Below are 21,425 nucleotides of genomic sequence, written 5' to 3'. Positions count from 1 at the left end.
AAGTGGATTGCGGCTCCTCAGCCCTCTCGGCCGACGTGTTGGGCCAGGCGATTCTACGCTGGTTCCGATTGAATTTCGTCTTCCAAATTGAGAAAATCCTTTGCTACGATTGGTTTCCGAACAAGGGAGCCGAGAGCGAAATCAAGGCGAACGTCTTCCCTAAGACAGTGCCCCTATGGATACCAGAGTCTTTTGCGTCTACAACCTCGCGCGAGGAGTTTTCCTCAGCTCGAAGGTGACGGCTGTGGACGGTGTGAATGAGCCACTGAAGATTTTGAAGGTGCTCGTGGGCGGGCTCGGACTGGATACGGTGTCGGGGCTCTGGATTTGTCCTCTCTCCGCAATTCCGGCGGTACCGCGGCTTTTTCCGTTTGATCTGCTCTATCTCGATCGTGACCAACGCGTGGTGGAATCGGCGGAGATTGTTCCCGGCGCCGAGTTCCCGCCATACCGGCGCGAGGTTGCGAGTGCACTCGTTCTGGCCCGCCAGACAGTGGAATCCACGCAAACCGGACGGGGCGATCGGCTGATCATCGGTGTCGAGGAGGAGATTGAGCGCGAGATTGCTGCCGCGGATGCATCCGATCTCGAACCAATCGTCTCGAATGGCCGGCCTTCTGGCCATGCACTTTTCGGTAAGAATGGCAAAGTAAAGGGAACTGCGCTTAGCGCCGTATTGGCGGAGCCATTTTCTTCGGTTGTCACCAGACCTTCCGAAGGTGCTGTTTCAGGCACTGAGTTGGCGATGAAACCTCCTGTGAATCAACCCGCTGTGGAGCAGGCGGTGAAGGAGTTTGAATCCGAAGGTGGTATCAGTGCGTCGAGGACGATTGAGACAGACGGGGTTGAGCCGGAAGTTGTGTCCGAGGCGATTGCGAAAGAAGATGCGGAACTAGCGAGACTTGTTCCCGATGCTGCTGGGATCTCGGCGGAGATAGCCGAGAAACCCATCCGATCCACAAGTTCCAAATCGTCAGAAGGGGCATCCTCTGACGAGGCGAAGGATTCGATTCCAGGGGAAAGACAGGCCAAATCGATCCCTGAACCGATCGTCGAGAGCGGAAGTAAGTCGGTCGTCAATGGGCAGCAAGGCGGCTTCGAAGATCTTTTTTCGAACTGGGTGGACGCGCCCTCGTCGTCTATGGCCTGGATCCCGCGAAATCCCAGACCCGGAAGTGCGCCGCCGACACCACCTGCTCCTGACATTGTCGCTTCCACACCCCCGGATAAGAACTCGTCTGGAGGAGAGCCTGCCTCGAAAGCGCCCGACGCTTTCCCATCACAACCTATTCCGGAGCCGGAGACGGCCGTTGCTGCAGTTTCGCGGGAGACCGCCCCACAGAACGAGAAGCCGCGGGAAAGTGCGGCTGCGCCGGCGAACACGCCGACGCCAGTTCAGGCTCCCATTCCGACAAGGACGGCCCTTCCCCAGTCACCGCCGGCGACGACGTTTACGGTTGCCAACTATGGAGTATGGCGAGTGAGCATGCCCACTGCCGTCAGCCCGCTCGGGGCGGTTCAATCACCGGACCAAACGCGTCCAGCTGCTCCTGTGGCGGATAATTCCTCGAACGTGAAGGAGAAGAGCGCCGAGGAGAGGCCAACTCCAGTTACAAAGGCAGCGGATTCCTCAACTGAAGGGCAGGCACTATCGGGTGCGTCGCGGTTTGCCGGTGCCACTGGTCTCTCAAGAGAGAGCGTGCGCGCACAGGCAGCAGCAAAGGCGCAGGAACCGCTGGAGACAGCAAAAGACAAGGCCGTTGTGCCGCCGGGCGAAAGTACGCAGGAGAGCGCAGCATATTCGAAGAGTACGACGCGCGAGCTTATGGAGAGCTCAAGGGCGGCGGAGTCCTCCATCGTCGCAAATTCAGAGAAGAAGCCCGTGATTGAGGCTGCAAACAGCATCCGCGAGCGTCTTCCTGTGAAGGCAGGGGAAAAGGCCGAAAGGCCGGTACCAGCAGAGAGAGATGCAGCTGTTCACGACAAGGTGAAGACGCCGCAACCCGAAGGTCCTGCTGCGAATGCAGGTGTTTCTGCGCAAAGCGCGGCGGCCGCCCCGAAACAGGTCAGGGTTGTGTCCAAGGCGATCGTGACTGCCAAAAGTGCAGCTCCGAAAGCTCTACCGAAGCCCTCCACGGCACGCACAGAGGCGAATGGAAAACCGCAAACCGGACCACCCAGTCTGGGGTTGCGCTTCAAGCGCTGGCTCAATCCCGTTACTCCGGTTGCCAGCGATCGTCGACGCGCTCACCGGCGGTATGTTCCGGGGATGGTGGCGCACTACTACACCGGCGGATCGCCGAAGCCGCATGACGTCGCGGACATCAGCATGACCGGCTTCTACCTGCTGACCGAGGATCGCTGGATGCCGGAAACGATGATCCAGATGACGCTGCAAAAGCCATGCGCAAAGGGCGAGCGGAAGCAATCCATCGTGGTCCTTTCAAGGATCGTTCGCCGAGGATCAGACGGTGTGGCGGCCCAGTTCGTGATGCCGGAGGACCTTAATCCGCAGAGCCACGACGTCCAGCCTTCGCAAGCAACGGACAGATTCTCGCTTGCGCGATTCCTATGATCGGCGGGGTTGGTTTCCATTCGCAGTCAACGACATTTGGATACAACCTTGGTGACCGGTCGAGACGTTCCTTTCCTGCATGGGCAATTCAACTTATAGGAGATAGGAGGCCCTTTCACAGGAGTGCTACGTTGAACTGGCCTGTGACCCCAATTGGTACTGGTGTGCCCGAAGGGAATCTGCCACTATGGACGTGCTAAGTAGGGGCGAAATCGAAAAACCTCGAGAGACTCGGCACCTGGCTGAAATCAAGGTCATTCACTCCCCTACCCCCCTGTCGGAGAAGAACATGACAGCTCCCCCCGCCAAAGAGCCATTGATGAAGCGTCTGATGCGTTGGATCGTTCCGGACCAGCGTGTTGCCAATCGGCATAGCATGCCTCCGGTGGTGGCGTATCTCGGGCAGGTTCGTTGTTCAAAGATCTACAAGATTGGCGACGTCAGCATCGCGGGGTTCTTCATGGTGACGGATGAACGGTGGATTCACGGCACTGGTTTTCCGGTCACCCTGGAGCGGACGGACGATGGTGCACAAGGAGAGACGCTGACTGTCTACTCCACCGTGGTTCGAACGGGCGCAGACGGAGTGGGATTCACTTTTCTGCAACAGCCGGAGGACGAACAGCACGCCGGCGACGCGCACGGGACGACGCGCATGGATCTGACTAAACTGGCGCAGTTTTTGAAGGGTCTGCAACTGTCGGAACCCAATTCCGAGTCATTTGAGCGGGCCTCGTAGCACAGACGCCGGATTCTTCGACACGATCGATGGATAGATCTTCTTGCTTCGCAAGGATGGGGCACCTGCATTTGTGGAGATGCTTTGGGTGGCCACTCGCCATCGCGCCAGGAACATCCCTCAGCCTTTGGTTAGATCGTTATGGATCTCGAAGAATGTGAGGCGGCGTCTTCGCAGGTTTCGCGGACGATTTAGCTGGGCTTGTCGTCAGATTTGACGGCGAGTCGCACAGCGAGCTGGAGGCCGTGGAGATTGAGGCCAGCGTGGCGCGGGTCGATGCGGCGAGTGGCGAGCGAGCCGAGGACCTGGCTGAGGGCGCTCTGAACGCCAGCGGTGTCTTTGAGGGAAGGAAACTTCAGCGGTTCCCTCCGGGTGAAGCGACTGGCGGCGTAGCGGCGAGCGGGCGTGTGGTAGTAACAGTAGGCCTGTCCGCGGAGTGCAGCGGCTTTGCACTTGTGTCCGCTGGTGAGAATATGCCGGCATTCGTTAAGCATGAGGTGACTCCTTTGCCCCTCCCCCTACCCCTAGGCGTCTCAAGATAAGAGACATGAATTCAGCGAGTTACGGAGAGGGGGGGTGGCGATAAAGATTTGTATGGATTGAGGTTAACTGTAGAGCTTTCCTGGAATTGGACTTAGTGGCGAAGTAGCGGTGTTATCGGAGTTAGCGCGCGCCAGGTGCACGCTCGTAGAGCTCGTTGTTTCAATCACGATTCCATTGTGCGCCGGTAGGGGATAATTGCCTGCAAAACGGTGGAGAGTTTTTGCGCAGTGGAATGAAGAGGTTAGAAAGGATTTTTCGGAGAGGGGCTTGACGGGTTCGCGGGGTTGGCGGAGTTAGCCGCGCCTCGCGCGTGATTTCGGAGTTAGGAGCGAGGACTCTCCCGATTAGAATCCATTGCCGGTGGGGGCGTCCCTCCCCGGTCCCCAAGGGCGAGGGACCGGGGGCACCCTAAGCGTGGACTGGAATCAGCATTGGGACCGGGGCCACCCGCCAAAAGAGGGAAAGAACTATGGCTGGTGCGCAGATTGCCCGCCATTCTTCCATTCACGCTACTTGCGTGAGACTATCAGATTAATATCTAACTATAACTATATTATTATCAGCACTTGATGTTGATGCCATTTTTAGAAATTATCGTTCACTTGGACGGCAGGATTGGATTTGTACCGAACATCATCCGTAGAATCCCAGTTTGGCCGCGTCCAAGTGACATCGTCACGCCTTACAACGTAAACATATGCTCAATCGCATTTATGCATTTATTTAGCTTATTATCTTTCACTTACAGCTTGATTCTCGATTCGATTGATTTGATTGTGAGCCAAGTCTTCTCGAGATGCGCAGAAGAGGGAAAGAACTATGGTTAGCGCGCAGATTGGCCGCCATTCTTATATTCACGCTACTTGCGTGAAACTATTGTGCAAGTACTATCTTTAAGTTGTTTGTATTCAGCATGCACTTACGGAACTATTATTCATACTTACATTTACTTGGAAAGTATGACGAGATTTGTACCGAACATCATCCGTAGATTCCCAGTTTGGCGGCGTCCAAGCGGATAGCTATTTGGCAAAACTCAGCCAAATAGGAATAGTTGTCCGTTGACGGCCTACCGATGCTGTCCTCGTGCTCCACAACAATCATCGAGCGTTTGTTCTTGACTCTCAATGAGCTTGGCCGTAGTATCCCCATACGAGGTGGATTATGGAGGATACCTGCAAGGCAACCGTTACGCTTGGCGACTCGAAGATTACATTTGAAGGCCCCGCGAGCTTTGTGCAAGCACAGGTGGAGCGATATACCTTTGCGCAGCCACAAGGTGCTAGCAGCACCAACGTTGCGGCCTCTGGGGCGCAGCGAACTGAAAAACAACTACTCGCCGAAAAAAGACCCCGTGGGCATCATGAGATTGCGACAGTGCTCGCGTTTGCGTTGACCGAGTCCGGGATAGAGGAGTTCGCCGAAGAAGACATTAGGCGGGCATACCTTCGTGCAGACCAGCGCCCACCCAAGAACGTAGGTCAAGCCTTGCGAGATGCTCGGAGCAAGTTCGACTACATCGCGGCCGGTTCGAAACGCGGCACGTACCGGCTTACAAATCACGGCGACCGTACAGTGAGGTTCGACCTTCCACGAGTGAGTGGCTGAGTTGTTCAGGCCTCAGATTGAGGCCGGATATCAAGAAGGAGATTGAATGACAGACATGAAGACTACTGAGGCCGTCGCACAGGTCGTTACTCTTCTCACTCCGTTTGAATCGGTCGAGCGCCACCGCGTAATTCAGGCTTCTCTGATGCTGCTTGGGGAGACGCCGCCAATTCTCGGTCGGCAAGGCGCGGGTGTCGACAATGAAGCCGACGACGATGGTAGCAATCCGATGCAGTCGGTACATGCCCGCGCCCGCACGTGGATGAAGCAAAACGATGTCTCAGCCGATGCACTCCAACAGGTTTTCCACTTCGACAACGGGGCAGCGGAATTCATCGCCGGTGAAATCGTAGGAAGTAACAACAAAGAGAAGACCTGCAACGCGTATATCATCGTTGGCTTGTCCGCCTTCCTGGCAACTGGAAATGCGACATTCGATGACAAAGCCGGAAGGTTGCTTTGCGAATCATCCGGCTGTTACGACGGTGGAAACCACGCGTATTACATCAAGAACAAAGGGAACGAGTTCACTGGGACCAAGGAAAAGGGATGGACTCTCACCGCACCAGGGCTGAAGCGCGCAGCGACGCTCATTAAGGAAATTGCAGGCGTCTAAGATGATTGACCCGGTCATTAAGAGCTCACTAGTTAGTCGCTTTCCAGGGAAGCTTGTTGATGAACTGATCGACTGCTACGTGGAACAAAAGAGAAACTTCTATCTTGGCCGAATGCGACCGACCGAGGTAGAGGGCGGGCGGTTCGCGGAAGCGGCATTTCGCATGCTTCAGCATGCGGCAGGTTTAACGGTGACGCCGCTCGGGACGCAGTTGAATACCGAGAGCATAGCTCGATCGCTTGAAAACTTAGTTATCGAGACCGATTCGATCCGTTTTCACATTCCTCGTACTCTTCGTGTGATCTACGACATTCGCAACAAGCGTGATGCGGCTCATCTCGCTGATGGGATTGATCCCAATCTCCAAGATTCCTCTTTTGTCTCGTCTGCGATGGATTGGGTCTTGGCTGAGTTTGTGCGCTTTGCAAAAGGTGTTTCACCGGACAAAGCATTCGAGCTCGTGAAAGCGATAACGATCCGACGTATTCCGGCAGTAGAGCAGTTTGGCGACTTCGTGAAGACGCTTCGTCCCTCACTCGGTCCGAGCGATCGTATTCTTCTCCTTCTTTACCATTGTGCCGACGTTGGTGCGACGGAAGCCAAACTTTCTTCGTGGCTGAAACCCCGTCAGCGAGTGAACTTAAGGCGGACGCTGAGAGATTTGGAGCATAGTAAAGACTGCATCGTGCTCACCGGCGTCAATTACCGAATAACGCGAAGAGGAATTCTTGCAATCGAAAGCAAGAAACTCGTCGAAATTGAGTAGGTCGGTAAGTAAGACATCTCTACCCCACCAGCACACTCTTCGCGAGCATCTGCTTGATTCCGCGGATGGCTTGTCTTGTTCTCTCTTCGTTTTCTATGAGGCTGAATCTTACATGGCCGTCGCCGTAGTCGCCGAAGCCTATGCCGGGGCTTACGGCTACTTTGGCTTCTGTCAGCATTAGCTTGCTGAACTCCAAAGAGCCAAGGGCCGAGTAGGCCTCGGGGATTTTGGCCCAGACGAACATGGTTGCTTTCGGACTTGGGACGGGCCAGCCGGCGCGGTTTAATCCTTCAATCAAAACGTTGCGGCGGAGGCGGTAGTTTTCGCGGATCTCGGCTACGCAGTCTTGAGGGCCTTCTAATGCGAGGATGCTGGCTACTTGAATCGGCGTGAAAGTGCCGTAGTCGAAATAACTTTTCAATCTTGCGAGGGCGTTGACGAGGACGGGGTTGCCGACCATGAATCCTACACGCCAGCCGGGCATGTTGTAGGACTTGGACAGCGTGAAAAACTCGACGGCTACGTCTTTGGCGCCGGGGACCTGGAGGACCGAGGGCGGCTTGTATCCGTCGAAGCCGAGGTCGGCGTAAGCGAGGTCGTGGATGAGGTGGAATCCATACTCGCGGGCGAGGGCGACGAGGCGGGCGAGAAACGGAAGGTCGACGCACTGCGTGGTCGGGTTCGACGGGAAGTTGACGATCAGGGCCTTGGGGCGCGGGGTCATGCGCGGGATGATGGATTCGAGCTCGGCAAGAAATTGATCGCAGTCGTGGACGGGGACGCTGACGACGTGGGCTCCAGCGATGACGGGGCCGTAGATGTGGATGGGGTAGCTGGGATTGGGGACGAGGACGGTGTCGCGCGAGTCGAGGATGGCGAGGCAGAGGTGGGCGATGCCTTCTTTGGAGCCGATGGTGACGATGGCTTCGGAGTTGGGATCGAGATCGACGTCGTAGCGCGACTTGTACCAGTTGCAGATGGCCTTGCGCAGCCTTGGAATCCCTTTTGACACGGAGTAGCGATGGGTGACGGGCTTCTGCGCCGCTTCAATCATCTTGTCGACGATGTGTTTGGGCGTTGCGCCGTCGGGGTTGCCCATGCCGAAGTCGATGATGTCCTCGCCGCGGCGGCGGGCGTTGACCTTCATCTCGCCGGTGATGTTGAAGACGTAGGGCGGGAGGCGCTGGATGCGGCTGAACTCTTCCATGGTAAGGACAGTTTACAGTGGGCAGTGAGCAGTGAGCAGTGATCAGTGGACAGTGGTCAGTGGACAGTGGTCAGTGGACAGTGGTCAGTGGACAGTGGACAGTGGTCAGTGGACAGTGGTCAGTGGACAGTGGTCAGTGGACAGTGGTCAGTTCCTCGTTCTTCACTGTTCACTGATTTTCAACACTGCGCGGAATCTTGCTTTGCTGAACATCAGAGGGTGTCTTCGGAGTCCATGCCGGTGCCGGAGGGCCATCCGGACAAAAACTGGTTAAAGTGGTGGAGAGCGCGGAGCAGGAAGTTGAGCGCGGACTCTTGCACCGATGAGCTTGCTCCAATAGTCTTCACGAACAGTGCCGCTTTACCATTCTTCGAAAAAGGACCCTTCAGCAATGAGAGAAAACTCGCGATCCGCCATGCGTCGAAGCTTCGCTTTCGGAATTCTGACGTTGTGCCTGTTGTATGTGCAGCCGAGGTTGCAGGCGCAGGCGGGTAATGCTGCGCATCAGCAGGTGCAGAAGCTGGTGGAGGCAAACAGCGCGAACTGGAAGCAGGTGTCGAAGCAGATCTGGGATTTTGCGGAGCTTGGGTATCACGAGAACAAGAGCTCGGCTCTCCTGCAGGAGCAGTTGAAGGCGGCGGGATTTGCGGTCGAGAGCGGCGTGGCGGACGAGCCGACGGCTTTTATCGCGAGCTATGGCGCGGGGAAGCCGGTGGTCGCGATTCTGGGCGAGTTTGATGCGCTGCCGGGATTGTCGCAACAGACTGTGGCGGAGCGGGCGCCGGTGACGCAAGGTGGAGCGGGGCACGGGTGCGGGCACAATCTGCTGGGTTCGGGCGCGGCGCTGGCGGCGGTTTCAGTCAAGCAGTACATGGAGGCGAATCATGTGAAGGGGACGCTGCGCTACTACGGAACTCCGGCGGAGGAGGGTGGATCGGGCAAGGTGTACATGGTGCGCGCCGGACTGTTCAAGGATGTGGATGTGGTGCTGCACTGGCATCCGGGCGACAGAAATGCAGTGATCGATGGAGGCGCGCTGGCTGTTACTTCGGCGAAGTTCACGTTTCACGGAGTGGCGGCACATGCGGCGATGGCTCCGGACCGAGGGCGGTCGGCATTGGATGCGGTGATGCTGATGGGCAATGGCATTGAGTTCATGCGTGAACATGTGCCGAGCAACACGCGGATGCATTACATCATCTCGAAGGGCGGCGTGGCGCCGAATATTGTGCCGGACCTGGCGCAGATGGACCTGATGGCGCGCAGTCCGTCGAATACGGTGTTGCAGGGAATATGGGCGCGGCTGCTTGATGTCGCCAAGGGCGCGGCGCTGATGACGGGAACGACGGTTGAGGTGACGGGGATCGGGAGCGACGCGGACATTATCGGCAACGATGCTCTCGCGCAGGTGGCGCAGAAGAACCTGGAGGAGGTGGGCGGCTATTCGATGACTGAGGATCAACAAAGGTTTGCGCGCGATCTGCAGAAGACGTTTGGCCTCGACACGCTGCCGAGCCTCGATCAGACGAAGGTGGTTGAGCCATTTCACCGGCCTGATCCGAATGCGCCGTCTGCCTCGACGGATGTCGGGGACGTGAGTTGGGTGGTGCCGACGATCGGCTTCACGGCAGCGACATTTGTGCCGGGAGTGGCTGCGCACACGTGGCAGGCTGCGGCGAGCGCGGGGATGAGCATCGGTCAGGACGGCATGGTGGTGGCGTCGAAGGCGCTGGCCGATACGGCTGTGGATTTGTTTACGAATGCACAGCTGATCGGAGCTGCCAAAGCGGATTTCGCGAAGGAGCTTGCGGGGAAGACTTATCGTTCCGCAATTCCGGAGGGGCAGAAGCCGCTAATCGATTACCGGGGGAAGTAGGCGACAGCGATTCCGCAGTTTCTGCGAGGGAAGGTTGTTGTTCCTTGGCCGGTGCCTACTTGCGCCTACAATCCCGAAACATTGTGGGATTTGGGTTACGGTTCCCTTCTGCTGACGGCCCTTGGTTTGCCATTGTTCGCCTTGGGAACGTGGTTGGGTTCTCGAAAACTGCGGCGGGTCCTGATCACGAATTAAAGCTCGGCTCCTTTCCGGTTCCTCCCGAATTGTGGACGATTTGGAAGCATCTCCGATTTGGACCAACCGAAAAACAACTGCAGGTTCCTCCACTGCGCTTCGCTCCGGTCGGAATGACATTCTTGGAGGGGATGAGTCGTTTTCGGAAACAACTAGATGGAGCCTGATGCTTCGGCGATGACGATGGCGGACTGTTTGGCTGCTTGCTCGTAGTAAGTCACGAAGCGTTGTGGTTCGGCGGCCTTATAGGGCGCGAGGTTGTGGGCCCAGCGGAAGCCGACGGGCTGATAGAGCAATTCGGCCTTCACGACGAAGGTGCCAGCGGCCGCTCCTGTGGGAATTTCGTAGCGCGTGGTGGCGCTGCCGCCGATGAAGGCGGGGTCGGAGGCGGCTTCGCCGTGGACAGCGATGTCTGGCGAGGCAGTCTGCTTGTCAAAGCCGGCGGGAAGAATGCGGTTGTCTTTGAGGTAGTGGGTGGCGGTGAGCAGCGCGGTGGTTACGTGGTCTTGCGCGTCGCCGAGAATCGGCTCGAAGATCTGGACCTGATCGGGCGCGGTGATGGTGGCGTAGTGAGGCGAGTAGCGGGTGGCATCCGCGTCATTGAGATTGCCCGCGATGGAGCCGTCGTCGTTAAGGTGGCCTGACTCGAAGACAACGTGGCCGGAGGCATCCGTGATGGTGACGTGAAGCCACGCGCGACGCGACGGGTACGCGGTGGGAAACTTGTGGCCGGTGAGGTTCTGGACGGTGACGGCGAAGGAGAGGTGGCCATTGGCGACGGCGAGTGCGCTGACGGAGAGATGGGCAGCCTGCGACTGGAGATAGGCGCGGGTCTCAGTCGAGGCTGCGGTGAGTTCGGCTGGAGACGCGGTCACGGCGAGGTCATCATGATGCGCGACGAGCAGATCCTGCATGAAGAAGTTGGCGCCGGGGAATGAGTGACGGCGGAGACCTTCGCGGGGCGCGCTGCCGAGGGTTGCATCGGGCGCAGGACCGGCGATAGCGGGCATGTGGCAGGACTGGCAAGTTTGCTTGTCGTGGTAGTCGCTGTGGAGCCACTCGATATAGGGCATTTGTTCGGGAAAGCGGCCGGCGGCTTTTCCGGAGGCGTCGAGCGTGGGCGTGAACAGGGTATGGCAGGATCCGCAGAGGGCGGTCTGGCCGAGGTGATCGGACTGCATGACGGTGAGGCCGGAGGCTAGATTGTGGATGGAGATGGAGCGCGCCTCAGCCGCGTAGGGACCGTAGAGCGGACGCGGATGCTGGGTGGTTGGAGCGGTGGTGAGGTTGCCGTTGTAGGAGTCCGCGGTGCCCAGTCCTGCCGGCTCGGCTTGATGACACACGGCACACGCGACGCCGTCGGCGGCCGAAGCGTCGGCTTCATGAGCAGCGTCGAGAGGCATGCGGGAGAGGACAGCGGTGTCGTGGCCGGCAGCTTTGTCAACAAAGTGCTGCAGGGGCATGTGGCATGTGGCGCACTCGTTTTCAATCGACGCCGCGGTGGAAGCGTGATCCAGGGCTTCGCGTCGGACGCTGGCCTGCCAATAAGGATCGCGAGCGGAGTTGGCCATGATGCTGGCGCGCCATGGCGAGCCAATGGAAACGTCCTGCCCCCTGGCGGTCTTGAGATTGTTGTGGCAACCGAAGCAGTGGCTGGAAATGGGAAATGGAGGCTGCTGCGCGTGGAGAGTGAGAGGCGCTGCGATCATCACTGAAGTCCACACTGCTATGGCGAGCACCGCACGTATCGAAGCGCGAACCGGCATTCAGTTTCTCCCGGAGACCGCGAAGGGCCCTCGCATAGAGCATATAGAAGGTGAGGGACGACAAGGGAAGTGGCACTTCCCCTCCCAATCGAGCAATGGCGACCGACTCGACCCGAGGACTCACGATCGCAGGACCCTATACTTGAAGATGAGATGAGCACGTTTCTTCCTGTTGATGAACAGATGGATCTGCTGCAGAAGGGCGCAGCGGAGATTATTCGCGTCCAAGATTTGCGCGAGCGGCTGGAAGAGAGCCGCAAGGCGGGGCGGCCGCTTCGCGTAAAGGCGGGTTTCGATCCGACGGCTCCCGACCTGCATCTGGGACACACAGTGCTGATGCGGAAGCTGCGGCATTTCCAGCAGCTGGGGCACACCGTGATTTTTCTGGTCGGCGATTTTACTTCCTTGATCGGCGACCCGACGGGGCGCAACGTGACGCGCAAGCCGCTCACGCGCGAACAGATTGATGCGAATGCGGAGACCTACAAGCAGCAGGTGTTTAAAATCCTCGACGAAAAGGAAACCGAGGTCCGCTACAACTCGGAGTGGCTGGGCAAGCTTGGCTACGAGGGCACGATCCGACTCGCGTCTCATTTCACCGTTTCCCAGATGCTGGAGCGCGACGAGTTTCACAAGCGCTTCCAGGCCGAGCAGCCGATCAGCCTTCACGAACTTCTCTATCCCCTCATGCAGGCCTATGACTCCGTAGCTCTCGAATGCGATGTCGAGCTCGGTGGTACCGACCAACGCTTCAACCTCGGCGCCGGCCGGGAACTCCAGCGCCAATATGGGCAGAAGCCTCAGATCATCCTGATGACGCCGATTCTCGAGGGGCTGGATGGCGTGCAGAAAATGAGCAAATCGCTCAATAACGCGATCGGCATTAACGAACCGCCTGCCGAAATGTACGGCAAGCTGATGTCTATTTCAGACGACCTGATGTGGAAGTACTGGGTGTTCCTGACGGACCTGCGCCAGTCTGAGGTCGACGCAATGCAGGCCGAGGTTGCTGCAGGAAAACTACATCCTATGGACGTGAAGAAGCGGCTGGCGCGGACGATTACGGCTGGGTTTCATGGCGAGGAAGCTGCGCTGCACGCGGATGAGAACTGGGCGCGGATGTTCCAACAGAATGAGATCGCCGAGGATCTGGAAGAAGTTCACATCTCCTATGGCGACCTGGTAAGCCCGTCGTGCCCACCGGGAGAGTTGCAGATTCGCGTTTCGAAGCTGCTACTGCAGGTCGGACTTGCTGCGAGCGGAGCGGAGGCGAGCAGGAAGCTTGCGGAGAAGGCCGTGAAGATCGACGGCGAGGTTGTCACGAATGCGGCGATTCCGATCGACACGCTGCCTGTACGGCTAGTTGTGCGCCTGGGCAAGCGGGCGAAGGCGGCGGTGATCGGCGGGTCTGGCGAGGGCGTTTAGGGGCGGGGCCGCTCTGGATGACAAGGCGTGGGTTCCTGCTTTCCCAGGTCTCAAAAGCGAGACCTGGGGCACCCGGCCTCGGTGCCCGATGTTGGTCGAAGCACGCCATGTGCAGGGGCGGGACACCGAAGTAAAAAGCAACTGCAGGTTCCTCCACTCCCCTTCGGGTCGGTCGGAATGACAGCTCTTTTGGAGCGGTTCCCTAGAAGCGGAAGAGGTAGGAAAACTTCACGAAGATTTGTTTGCCGTCGTTGAGGTAGCTTTTGGCGCGGGGTGGCGTGGGGTTGTCGGGGTCGCATGCGCCGGTGAGGCCGCGGTTGCAAAGCGAGCGATCGAGATTCTGCAGGTCGTTGTTATAGCCGATATACAGGACGGTGCCGGGATGCGGGAGCCAGGTGAAGAGCGCCTGGGTGCCGATCTGCTTTTTGCGCGGCAGGGATGTCTCCGCAGGATTTGCGTTCGTTGAGTCGTATTCGGCGATCACGCGGGCGGAGATGGAGCGCGTGAACTGGTAATTGATCTTGGTGCGGAAGATCTGGCTTTCGTAGACGAGTGCTCCGTCGGCAACCGAGTGATCGCGGTCGAGCAGATAGGTATTCGCTACCGTGAGCTGGCGGACGGGCTCTAGAGTCAGCTGCAACTGGACTTCGTTGGCATTGAGCAGCGAAGGAACGCCACCGGCGACCGGGTTGTAGTTCACGTTTCCGGCGCGAAGGGCTGCAACGTTGAAATTCATCTGGGAGTATGGTGCTCCGCGCACGACCATGCCGCCAAAGTTCTCAGTGAAGTTGACGTTTTTGGTGAGCGGGTATCCATCCTGTGGCCCGAGGGTATCGGAGTTATTGCCCAGCTGCGGGGCGAAGACCAACTGGCGCGGAAGCGTCAGGTAGGGCGAAAACGTGAAGTAATGGTATAGGCGATTGCCCTGGTGGTCCCATCCGAGGAGTTGAAGCGCGTCGAGTCCGAAGCTCTGAATCGTTTTCTTCTTCGGATACCAGACATAGGTAAGGTGGTTTTGGTCGCTGTAGAGGTCGGTGGTGGGGATGAATCCAAGCTGCGATTGAAAGCCGGTGCCGAAGTCCTTGAAGACGGTGTCGAGGTTGAAGGCGTGTCCGGTGCGCTGGACTTCGAAGTAACTTGCCGGCCCGGCAGCGTAGGTTGGCGCGGTTCCGGGGTTGTTCGGACTCATGGTGGAGGACTCGACCATCTGGCCAATCGCGGTCCAGCTCTTGTTGAGATGCGCGGTGAAGTCGAGGCCGCCGATGCGATTCCAGCCGCCGCCGAATTCCTGGTCGGTGTAGATGAGGCCGACGCTCGAGTTCTTTCCGAGATCCTGTGAGACGCGGCCAACGACGTACTTGGCGCGGTGGTGATAGAGCGGATCGCCCGGAGCGAAGGTCTCGCCAGGTTCGCGATCGTCGATGGCGAAGAATCCGAGGTTCGTGCCGCCGACTTTTCCCGTCATGCGAATGCCGTACTCGGGGTGAACGACGTTGCGCGTATAGACGAGCACGATGGGCGTGCTGAAGTAATTCGCGTTCTCGAGAAAAAACGGGCGGAGTTCGGGAAAGTAGACGGGATAGCGCTGGTTGACGGTGAACTGCGGCTGATCCGATTCCACATCGCTGAAGTCGGGGTTGATGGTTCCGTCGAGAATGATGCTGTCTTTGACGATGAGCTTGGCTTCGCCACCCGCTGTGCCTTCAAGGCCGCGGGAGCTGAAGTATGGGTTTAGCGGATCGAGATTGATCAGTTCTCGTTCATTCTGGGCAAGCACGTAGGGATTGATCTGCAGGTCGTGGGAGCCGGTGACGCCTTCGATGCCGTGCATGGTGGCTTCCTGGGTGAGCACGCCGGAGATGCTGGTGGAGACGCGCGGCCAGAAGTCGAGTTCGCTATTGCGCGGGAGGTTGCGCGAGAAGACCACGCCCCAGTCGGAGGCGGCGTTGCGGAAGCGGAGGCTGCGGAAGGGGACGGCAATCATGGCCATCCAGCCACTGTTGGTGACGCGCGCTTCGGATTCCCAGACCTGGTCGTAGCTGTAATCGGGATCACTGCTGTAGTCCGCGCTCGGGTTGTCGGTCCATGCGGCATCGGCTTGCACGCCGGCGGGGTTGACGGTGAACAGCACACCCCTGCGCCGGTCCTCAAAGGGATCGAGGAGGACAGAGACGGTGTCGTCGCCTGAAATGTCTTCGCGGCGGGAGAGGTGACCGCGAACCAAGCCGGGATGGTCGTCGTGGCAGATGAATACGAAATAGAGAGTGGAGCGCGTATGGGCGATCCAGACGTCGGTCTGCTGGGTAGCGGGTTCACCGTCGTTGGGAGTGTTCTGAACGAAATCGGTTACCGTGGCCAGATTGTCTTTGATTGCGGGCAAGGGCTTCATGCCGGGAAAGTCAGAAAGCCGGAGGGGTTCCTTGAGGAGCGGAACCTTGAATTCGGAGGGCGGTGCGGCCTTTGGAATCTGCGGCGAAACCGCGGTCGGCTTGCTGTTTTGCGCAAGAGAGCGCTGTCCGCACAGAAGGGGTGCGCACAGAAGTAATCCAAGAAAGAGTGCCCTGGAGCCACTGGGGTACCGGTTCTGCTTCGTTACGTTCAGAGGAATTCCACACCTGAATCGCTCTTTGGTAAGGATCATTCGAGGGTCCCGGATGATGTTTGCCATGCGCACGCAAGAATGTCACACATAAGTTGTAGGGGTCTGTGCGCCCGCGCAGATATGTTTCGTTAGGACAGCATACGTTGGGCTGAAGTGCTGCTTTTCCAACAACGATGACAACAATCCGAAAAACAGGGAATCGAACGAACGTGCAATTGTGACAGTTAAACTCATGCGTATTATATATTTATTCGATCCATTCACTTTGCGTGTGCGCTTCGAGTTATGGGGAACCATCTTTGGCATAGTTCGACGGCCAGTGGTTTAGCTCGGGATGCGAAAGCGGTGAAGGACCACGCGGAACAAACAATGAACCCGCTTCGGGATGAATGTCACCTTTAACGCCAACGGGTGCGATCACGTGATTACGGTGGTGCATGGGACAGGTGACGATTTGCTCGGTTTTTCCTACGCCGAGTTGGGGTCAAGTCATTGAAAACAAGTTCACGAGCGATACAATTCGAGCACGCCAGCAACTCAGAACGGCAATCCTCAATGTGTGATATGCCTACTTTAGAGAACCGAAATTTCCTCGAGCAGGCAACGGTGGGGATTGTTCATTCCACGCCGGAAGGCCACATTCTCCGCTGCAATGCGGAGTTTGCCGAGATCATCGGCTACCCGCGTGAAGAAGTCCGCGGCCTGATGCTGCAGGAAATCACTCCGGATGAGGATGGGGCACAGTGTCTCGCATCGTTTCAGAAGCTGTGGACAGGCGCAAGCGACGCGCTGAGCCTGGAGATCCGGCTGATCCGCAAAGATGGAAGCCTGACGTTGGCAAAGCTGACGGTGTCGCTGTTGCGGGATCGGGAGGGCTGGCCATCCCATTTGCTGGCGCATGTGGAAGACATTCATGAGCGCATGAAGGCGGTTGCCACGCAGGCCGTCCCCGCGGAGGCGGCCGTATCCGCGAAGGACGACCGTTACCGAACGACCTTCGAGACAAGCCCCGACGGAGTGCTGATCGCACGCGCAGAGGACGGCAAGATCGTCGAAGTGAATCCGGCATTTCTTGAGATTCTGCAATTCACCCGCGATGAGGCAATCGGCCATACGTCGACGGAACTGGACATCTGGGCGGACGAAAGCGACACGCTGCGGGTAGCGGAAGCGCTGCACGAACAGGGCGGCTGCCGCGATATCGAAGTGCGGTTGCGGCGTAAGAATGGCGAGGTTTTCTGGGGCCAGCTTTCGGCATCGTACGCAGAGTTTGACGGCGAGTCGTGCGTTATCTCGTACATTCGCGACGTTTCGGCGGCCAAGGCAGATGAGGAGAAGATCCGCAGCCTTGCGTTTTATGACACGCTGACGGGATTACCGAATCGACGTCTGCTGTGGGAACGTCTGCGCCAGGCCCTGATTTCAAGCATGCGGAGCGGCAGCAAGCATGCCTTGCTGTTTGTCGACCTGGATGGATTCAAATCGCTGAACGACACGCTCGGTCATCACATCGGGGATTTGCTGCTGCAGGAAACGGGGCGACGGATCGCAGCCTGCGTGCGTGAAGTGGACACTGTTGCGCGTCTGGGCGGCGATGAGTTTGTCATCATTCTCGAGGACCTGAGCCAGATAGCGGAGATTGCAGCGGCACAGGCCCGCACGGTGGGCGGAAAAATTCTGGGCGCGATCGATCAGCCGTTTCTGCTGGAAGGGCGCGAGTGCCACACCACGTCGAGCATGGGAATCACGGTTTTCGGCAACCAGAGCGAGAGCACCAACGAGGTTCTGCAGCAGGCCGATATTGCGATGTACCAGGCGAAGGCGGCGGGGCGGAACGCGATGTTCTTCTTTGCGCCGGCGCTGCAGGCATCGGTGAATGAGCGTGTGGCACTGGAAAGGGATCTGCGCGCGGCCATTCGCGACAATCAGTTTTCGCTGTTCTATCAGCCGCAACTGGATCGCGGGATGATGACCGGCGCGGAAGCGCTGATCCGCTGGAAGCATCCGACGCGGGGTTTGGTGGCGCCGCAGGATTTTGTCCCGCTGGCGGAAGAGACGGGCTTGATTTTTCCGCTGGGCAACTGGGTTTTGGAAACCGCGTGCCTGCAGATTGCAGCGTGGGCGGCCCGCAAAGAGGGTGCACATCTCTCGATCGCGGTGAACATAAGTTCGCGCGAGTTCCGGCAGCCGAAGTTTGTGGATCATGTGCTGGCGGCATTGGAACGGACGGGCGCCAACCCCAACAACCTGAAGATCGAGCTGAGCGAAAGCATGTTTGGCGAGAACGTTGAGGACGTGATCGCCCGAATGACCAAGCTGAAATCGCACGGGGTGCGATTCTCGCTGGAGGATTTCGGGACAGGCTACTCGTCGATGACGTATTTGAAGCGCCTTCCGCTGGACCAGATCAAGATCGATCGGGCGTTTGTGAGCGAGATCCTGAAGGATCCAATCAGCGGCGCAGTCGCGCAGGCCATCATTTCGTTTGGCAAGGCGATGGGGCTTTCGGTGATTGCCGAGGGCGTGGAGACCGAGGAACAGCGCGCGTTTCTGGCGAAGCTCGGGTGCCATTCGTTCCAAGGCTATCTTTTCAGCCATCCGCTGCCGCTGGGCGAGTTCTTCGAGGACTAAGCGCTACAGGAGGCGACGGCATCAGCCTCCGACTCGTAGACGCCGAAGAGCGAAAGAATGCCGACCATCTTGAAGGTCTTGGTAATGAACGGGGCGGGATTGACGAGTTTGACGGAGCCGCCCACCTTGTTGGTCTGGCGAAGGGCATTCACGACGGAACCGATGCCGGACGAGTCGATGTAGGGCAGCGCTTCAAGGTCGACGACGAGGAAGATGTGTCCGCCGGCAATTGTTTGCTGAAACGCTTTCTCAAACTGATTGACGGCTTCGCCGCTGGTCAGCCTGCCCTTCAATTTCAAGATACAGACTGCACCAGATTCTTTGATATCGAGATCCACGGCACCTGTTTCCAAGCGAGATTTCGCTTTACATGGGGAGTTAATACTTGCTAATCTCCAAGCCTCAACTACCTGAGAATTAATGTCATCTCCCCCATTGTCAAGCTAACTTTTACCGCACGTCCCGTGAACGGATGATTTCACCTGTCAACGAGGCCGCTCTTGAAGTCGGCGCGATGTTACTTTCCACGCCCGACACAACTGCGCGCGCATCGATCATCGCTTCGGCTATCGTGACGCAACTGCCGAACTGTGCCTGCGCGGTACACCGATTTATCCATGAAGACAATGAAAACGCCTGGACGGTGATCGGCCTGGCCGGAGATATCTCACCGTCGCCGGAGATGGCGGGATCGGGAAACCGGCTGATGGCTCCGCTGGTCCTGGAGTCGCCGGAGATTCTGGTCTACACGTCCGCCGATATTCTGCGCGAGGACTACGCGCACCTGAGCATCACGCGGTCCGTGTCGTCGATCGCGTACGTTCCGCTCCTGATGGAAGAGGAACTTGCGGGAGTGGTGGAGATTCTCTTTTTCTCGGGAACGCCAAGGGTGCAGGACTTCGAGGCGATTGCTCCGGTCATTCAACTCGCACCGGTGGCAATTCTGGCGGCGGAGAGTGCCGACGCCCAGCGCCAGGACCTGCTTGATTCAGTGCACCGGATGTCGCAACTCTACGACCTGGAGAAATCGCTCAATGCAACACTGGAGATGGAGGCGGTCACAGCGCTGATTCCGGAGAAAGCAGCAGCAATGCTGCCGTGCCAGGCCATGCATCTGTGGATGTTCGATGGCGAGATTCTGCGGCTGATTTCGACACACGGCAGCGACGAGACCGTTGAAGCGGGCATGACGCAATCACCAGGCCAAGGCTATGTAGCGGACATGGCCGAGGAGGGCGAGACGCTGCTGATTGCCGAGGCGGACGATGAACGCCTGGCCTCGCGCAATGTCAACCTGGCCGCGGAGTCAGGGGCCGCGCCGGTGACCAATGCGCTTCTTGTCCCCCTGATGCAGGACGATGCAGAGATCGGTGTACTTGAAGCCATCAACAAGGAGGACGGCGTATTCGACGACGACGACCAGTTCCTGATGATGTCGATGGCAGAGACGATCGCCAGCGCGCTCAAGAACGCGAGCCTGGTGCTGGCAGAGCGGAAGCTGGAGATCCTGAAGGCGCTGGTGCATGTGAGCGGCGAAATCACCTCGACATTGCGCCTCGATCGGCTGCTGGGAATTATTGTCAACAGTCCGCAGAACGTGCTGCCCTATGAGCGTTGTGCCGTTGCGCTCGATCAGCGGGGAAAGCTTCAGTTGAAGTCTGTCTCGGGCTTGGCAGCTCTGCCCCTGGGCGACATCACAGTAGAGCGGCTGAATCAGTTGATGCGCTGGCTCTCGTCGCAGACCGAACTCCTGTACCTGCGCCAGAACGAAGAGGGGGGCAATAGCAATACCGACCTTCCAGCGCCGGTCGCGGAGTATTTTGCCGCGACAGGTTTCCGCGGGCTCTTCGCCATTCAGCTCGCCGACGATCAGGGTCGACTGGGCGTGCTGACGTACGAAAGCGGCAACCCTGATTTTCTTGATGTGCCGCATGTTGAAATGATCAAGATTCTGGCCGGTCAGGCTACGGTTGCCATTCGCAATGCGCTGCTGTATCGCGAAGTGCCGCTGATCAGCATCCTCGAGCCGCTGGTGAGGAAGAAACGGGCCCTGTTCAACAGCCGTCGCCGCCGCTGGATGACATTCGGAATCGTCCTTGAATGCGCACTATTCCTGTCGTTCTGCCCGTTGCCGATGCGCCTTGCAGGTGACGTAGTCGTGGCACCACAGCACCTGGTGACGATTGCCGCGCCGGTCGATGGCAATGTGACAGCGGTTTATGCGCGTGAGGGGCAGCGCGTAACTACGGGACAGGTTCTGGGAGCGATGAACGACTGGCAATGGCGTGCCGATCTTGCGTCGACTGAAGCCAGGTATCAACAGGCAATGCTGGTCATGCAAAACGATCTTGCGCATGGTGCGGCGCAATCGGGGTCCGATCGCGAACAGGCCGAGTTTCTGCACGCGGAGATGGAGCGCGCCCGCACAAGAGTGGACGATGCGCAATTGCGTTCACCGATTGATGGGATCATCGTGACGCCGGCTCTTGGAAACACTGCGGGGAAACACCTGGTCGCAGGTGACGCATTCGCGCAGGTGCTCGATCTTTCCACGGCGGTTGTGCTGGTTTCGATTCCCGAGCGCGACACAGAGTTGATGAGTCCGGGGGAGAGCGTAGCGATCAAGCTGGACAGCTATCCGCAACGAACCTGGCGAGGAACGGTGTCGGTCGTGAGTCCGGAAGCGAAGGCGGGAGACGGCGAGCGCACATTTACCGCTGTGGTGCCGCTCTCGAATGTGGATGCGAGCTTGCGTGCAGGCATGACAGGGCGGGGGAAGATTTCGCTGGGTTGGAAACCCGCCGGCTACGTAATGCTGCGGCGTCCGGCACTGTGGATCTGGCAAACACTTTGGAACTGGATTGGGTGGTGATGGC

The 21,425-nt window shown here is 58.2% G+C and carries 13 protein-coding genes; 8 read left to right on the top strand and 5 right to left on the bottom strand.

From position 1 onward, the window contains the following. Nucleotides 1–175 precede the first annotated feature (175 nt). Together VK574_RS17405 and VK574_RS17400 are read left to right on the top strand one after the other, a co-directional pair. On the top strand, nucleotides 176–2,575 hold the full coding sequence (locus VK574_RS17405; RefSeq protein ID WP_472801136.1) for a PilZ domain-containing protein: 2,400 nt from the start codon (nucleotides 176–178) through the stop codon (nucleotides 2,573–2,575). A gap of 289 nt (nucleotides 2,576–2,864) precedes the next feature. Then, nucleotides 2,865–3,314 carry a hypothetical protein gene (locus VK574_RS17400; RefSeq protein ID WP_472801135.1) on the top strand — a complete coding sequence of 150 codons (450 nt, stop codon included), beginning with the start codon at nucleotides 2,865–2,867 and terminating at the stop codon, nucleotides 3,312–3,314. A gap of 191 nt (nucleotides 3,315–3,505) precedes the next feature. Here VK574_RS17400 and VK574_RS17395 read toward each other — a convergent pair whose 3' ends face one another. Further along, the gene (locus VK574_RS17395; protein WP_472801134.1) at nucleotides 3,506–3,808 is read right to left on the bottom strand and encodes a hypothetical protein; all 303 of its coding nucleotides are present in this window, start codon (nucleotides 3,806–3,808) and stop codon (nucleotides 3,506–3,508) included. Between the two features lie 1,703 nt (nucleotides 3,809–5,511). Here VK574_RS17395 and VK574_RS17390 point away from each other — a divergent pair. Beyond that, nucleotides 5,512–6,081 (top strand): hypothetical protein, encoded by a 570-nt coding sequence (locus VK574_RS17390; protein ID WP_472801133.1) that lies wholly within the window; start codon nucleotides 5,512–5,514, stop codon nucleotides 6,079–6,081. Nucleotide 6,082: 1 nt separating this feature from the next. After that, entirely contained in the window at nucleotides 6,083–6,847 is a 765-nt protein-coding gene (locus tag VK574_RS17385) for a hypothetical protein (RefSeq protein ID WP_472801132.1), read from the top strand. A gap of 19 nt (nucleotides 6,848–6,866) precedes the next feature. On the opposite strand, the gene alaC is transcribed toward VK574_RS17385, so the two are convergent. Then, nucleotides 6,867–8,054, bottom strand: coding sequence for an alanine transaminase (gene alaC, locus VK574_RS17380; protein ID WP_472801131.1), 1,188 nt, complete (start codon nucleotides 8,052–8,054; stop codon nucleotides 6,867–6,869). A 415-nt stretch (nucleotides 8,055–8,469) separates the two neighbouring features. Here alaC and VK574_RS17375 point away from each other — a divergent pair, with 415 nt between their 5' ends. Further along, nucleotides 8,470–9,930: an amidohydrolase gene (locus VK574_RS17375; RefSeq protein ID WP_472801130.1), complete on the top strand. Its 1,461-nt coding sequence runs from the start codon at nucleotides 8,470–8,472 to the stop codon at nucleotides 9,928–9,930. A 347-nt stretch (nucleotides 9,931–10,277) separates the two neighbouring features. Here the strand turns inward: VK574_RS17375 and VK574_RS17370 are convergent, their stop codons facing one another. After that, nucleotides 10,278–11,891, bottom strand: a complete 1,614-nt coding sequence (locus tag VK574_RS17370) for a hypothetical protein (protein ID WP_472801129.1) — start codon at nucleotides 11,889–11,891, stop codon at nucleotides 10,278–10,280. Nucleotides 11,892–12,044: 153 nt separating this feature from the next. On the opposite strand from VK574_RS17370, the gene tyrS reads away from it, so the two are divergent. Beyond that, nucleotides 12,045–13,316 (top strand): tyrosine--tRNA ligase, encoded by a 1,272-nt coding sequence (gene tyrS, locus VK574_RS17365; RefSeq protein WP_472801128.1) that lies wholly within the window; start codon nucleotides 12,045–12,047, stop codon nucleotides 13,314–13,316. Nucleotides 13,317–13,518: 202 nt separating this feature from the next. Here the strand turns inward: tyrS and VK574_RS17360 are convergent, their stop codons facing one another. Continuing rightward, nucleotides 13,519–15,957, bottom strand: coding sequence for a carbohydrate binding family 9 domain-containing protein (locus VK574_RS17360; RefSeq protein WP_472801127.1), 2,439 nt, complete (start codon nucleotides 15,955–15,957; stop codon nucleotides 13,519–13,521). A 525-nt stretch (nucleotides 15,958–16,482) separates the two neighbouring features. Between VK574_RS17360 and VK574_RS17355 the strand changes: the two genes are divergently transcribed. Beyond that, the gene (locus tag VK574_RS17355; protein ID WP_472801126.1) at nucleotides 16,483–18,549 is read left to right on the top strand and encodes a putative bifunctional diguanylate cyclase/phosphodiesterase; all 2,067 of its coding nucleotides are present in this window, start codon (nucleotides 16,483–16,485) and stop codon (nucleotides 18,547–18,549) included. Here VK574_RS17355 and VK574_RS17350 read toward each other — a convergent pair. After that, complete coding sequence (locus tag VK574_RS17350; RefSeq protein WP_472801125.1) at nucleotides 18,546–18,887, bottom strand: STAS domain-containing protein; 342 nt, start codon at nucleotides 18,885–18,887, stop codon at nucleotides 18,546–18,548. The two genes, VK574_RS17355 and VK574_RS17350, sit on opposite strands and share 4 nt — an antisense overlap. Nucleotides 18,888–19,021: 134 nt before the next feature. Here VK574_RS17350 and VK574_RS17345 point away from each other — a divergent pair, with 134 nt between their 5' ends. Beyond that, nucleotides 19,022–21,421 (top strand): GAF domain-containing protein, encoded by a 2,400-nt coding sequence (locus VK574_RS17345; protein ID WP_472801124.1) that lies wholly within the window; start codon nucleotides 19,022–19,024, stop codon nucleotides 21,419–21,421. The last annotated feature ends 4 nt before the right edge of the window (nucleotides 21,422–21,425 follow it).

It is taken from the genome of Occallatibacter sp. (assembly GCF_035317045.1).
Taxonomy (GTDB): Bacteria; Acidobacteriota; Terriglobia; order Terriglobales; family Acidobacteriaceae; genus Telmatobacter.
Note: the sequence above shows the minus strand (reverse complement) of the source record. Positions and strands in the feature narration are given on the sequence as shown.

What these genes read in the sequence shown, in the direction of transcription:
- VK574_RS17355 (WP_472801126.1), top strand. Translation starts at nt 16,483, where the DNA reads ATGCCTACTTTAGAGAACCGAAATTTCCTCGAGCAGGCAACGGTGGGG.
- VK574_RS17375 (WP_472801130.1), top strand. Translation starts at nt 8,470, where the DNA reads ATGCGTCGAAGCTTCGCTTTCGGAATTCTGACGTTGTGCCTGTTGTAT.
- VK574_RS17400 (WP_472801135.1), top strand. Translation starts at nt 2,865, where the DNA reads ATGACAGCTCCCCCCGCCAAAGAGCCATTGATGAAGCGTCTGATGCGT.
- VK574_RS17345 (WP_472801124.1), top strand. Translation starts at nt 19,022, where the DNA reads ATGATTTCACCTGTCAACGAGGCCGCTCTTGAAGTCGGCGCGATGTTA.
- VK574_RS17370 (WP_472801129.1), bottom strand. Translation starts at nt 11,891, where the DNA reads ATGCCGGTTCGCGCTTCGATACGTGCGGTGCTCGCCATAGCAGTGTGG.
- VK574_RS17405 (WP_472801136.1), top strand. Translation starts at nt 176, where the DNA reads ATGGATACCAGAGTCTTTTGCGTCTACAACCTCGCGCGAGGAGTTTTC.
- tyrS (WP_472801128.1), top strand. Translation starts at nt 12,045, where the DNA reads ATGAGCACGTTTCTTCCTGTTGATGAACAGATGGATCTGCTGCAGAAG.
- VK574_RS17395 (WP_472801134.1), bottom strand. Translation starts at nt 3,808, where the DNA reads ATGCTTAACGAATGCCGGCATATTCTCACCAGCGGACACAAGTGCAAA.
- VK574_RS17390 (WP_472801133.1), top strand. Translation starts at nt 5,512, where the DNA reads ATGACAGACATGAAGACTACTGAGGCCGTCGCACAGGTCGTTACTCTT.
- alaC (WP_472801131.1), bottom strand. Translation starts at nt 8,054, where the DNA reads ATGGAAGAGTTCAGCCGCATCCAGCGCCTCCCGCCCTACGTCTTCAAC.
- VK574_RS17385 (WP_472801132.1), top strand. Translation starts at nt 6,083, where the DNA reads ATGATTGACCCGGTCATTAAGAGCTCACTAGTTAGTCGCTTTCCAGGG.
- VK574_RS17360 (WP_472801127.1), bottom strand. Translation starts at nt 15,957, where the DNA reads ATGATCCTTACCAAAGAGCGATTCAGGTGTGGAATTCCTCTGAACGTA.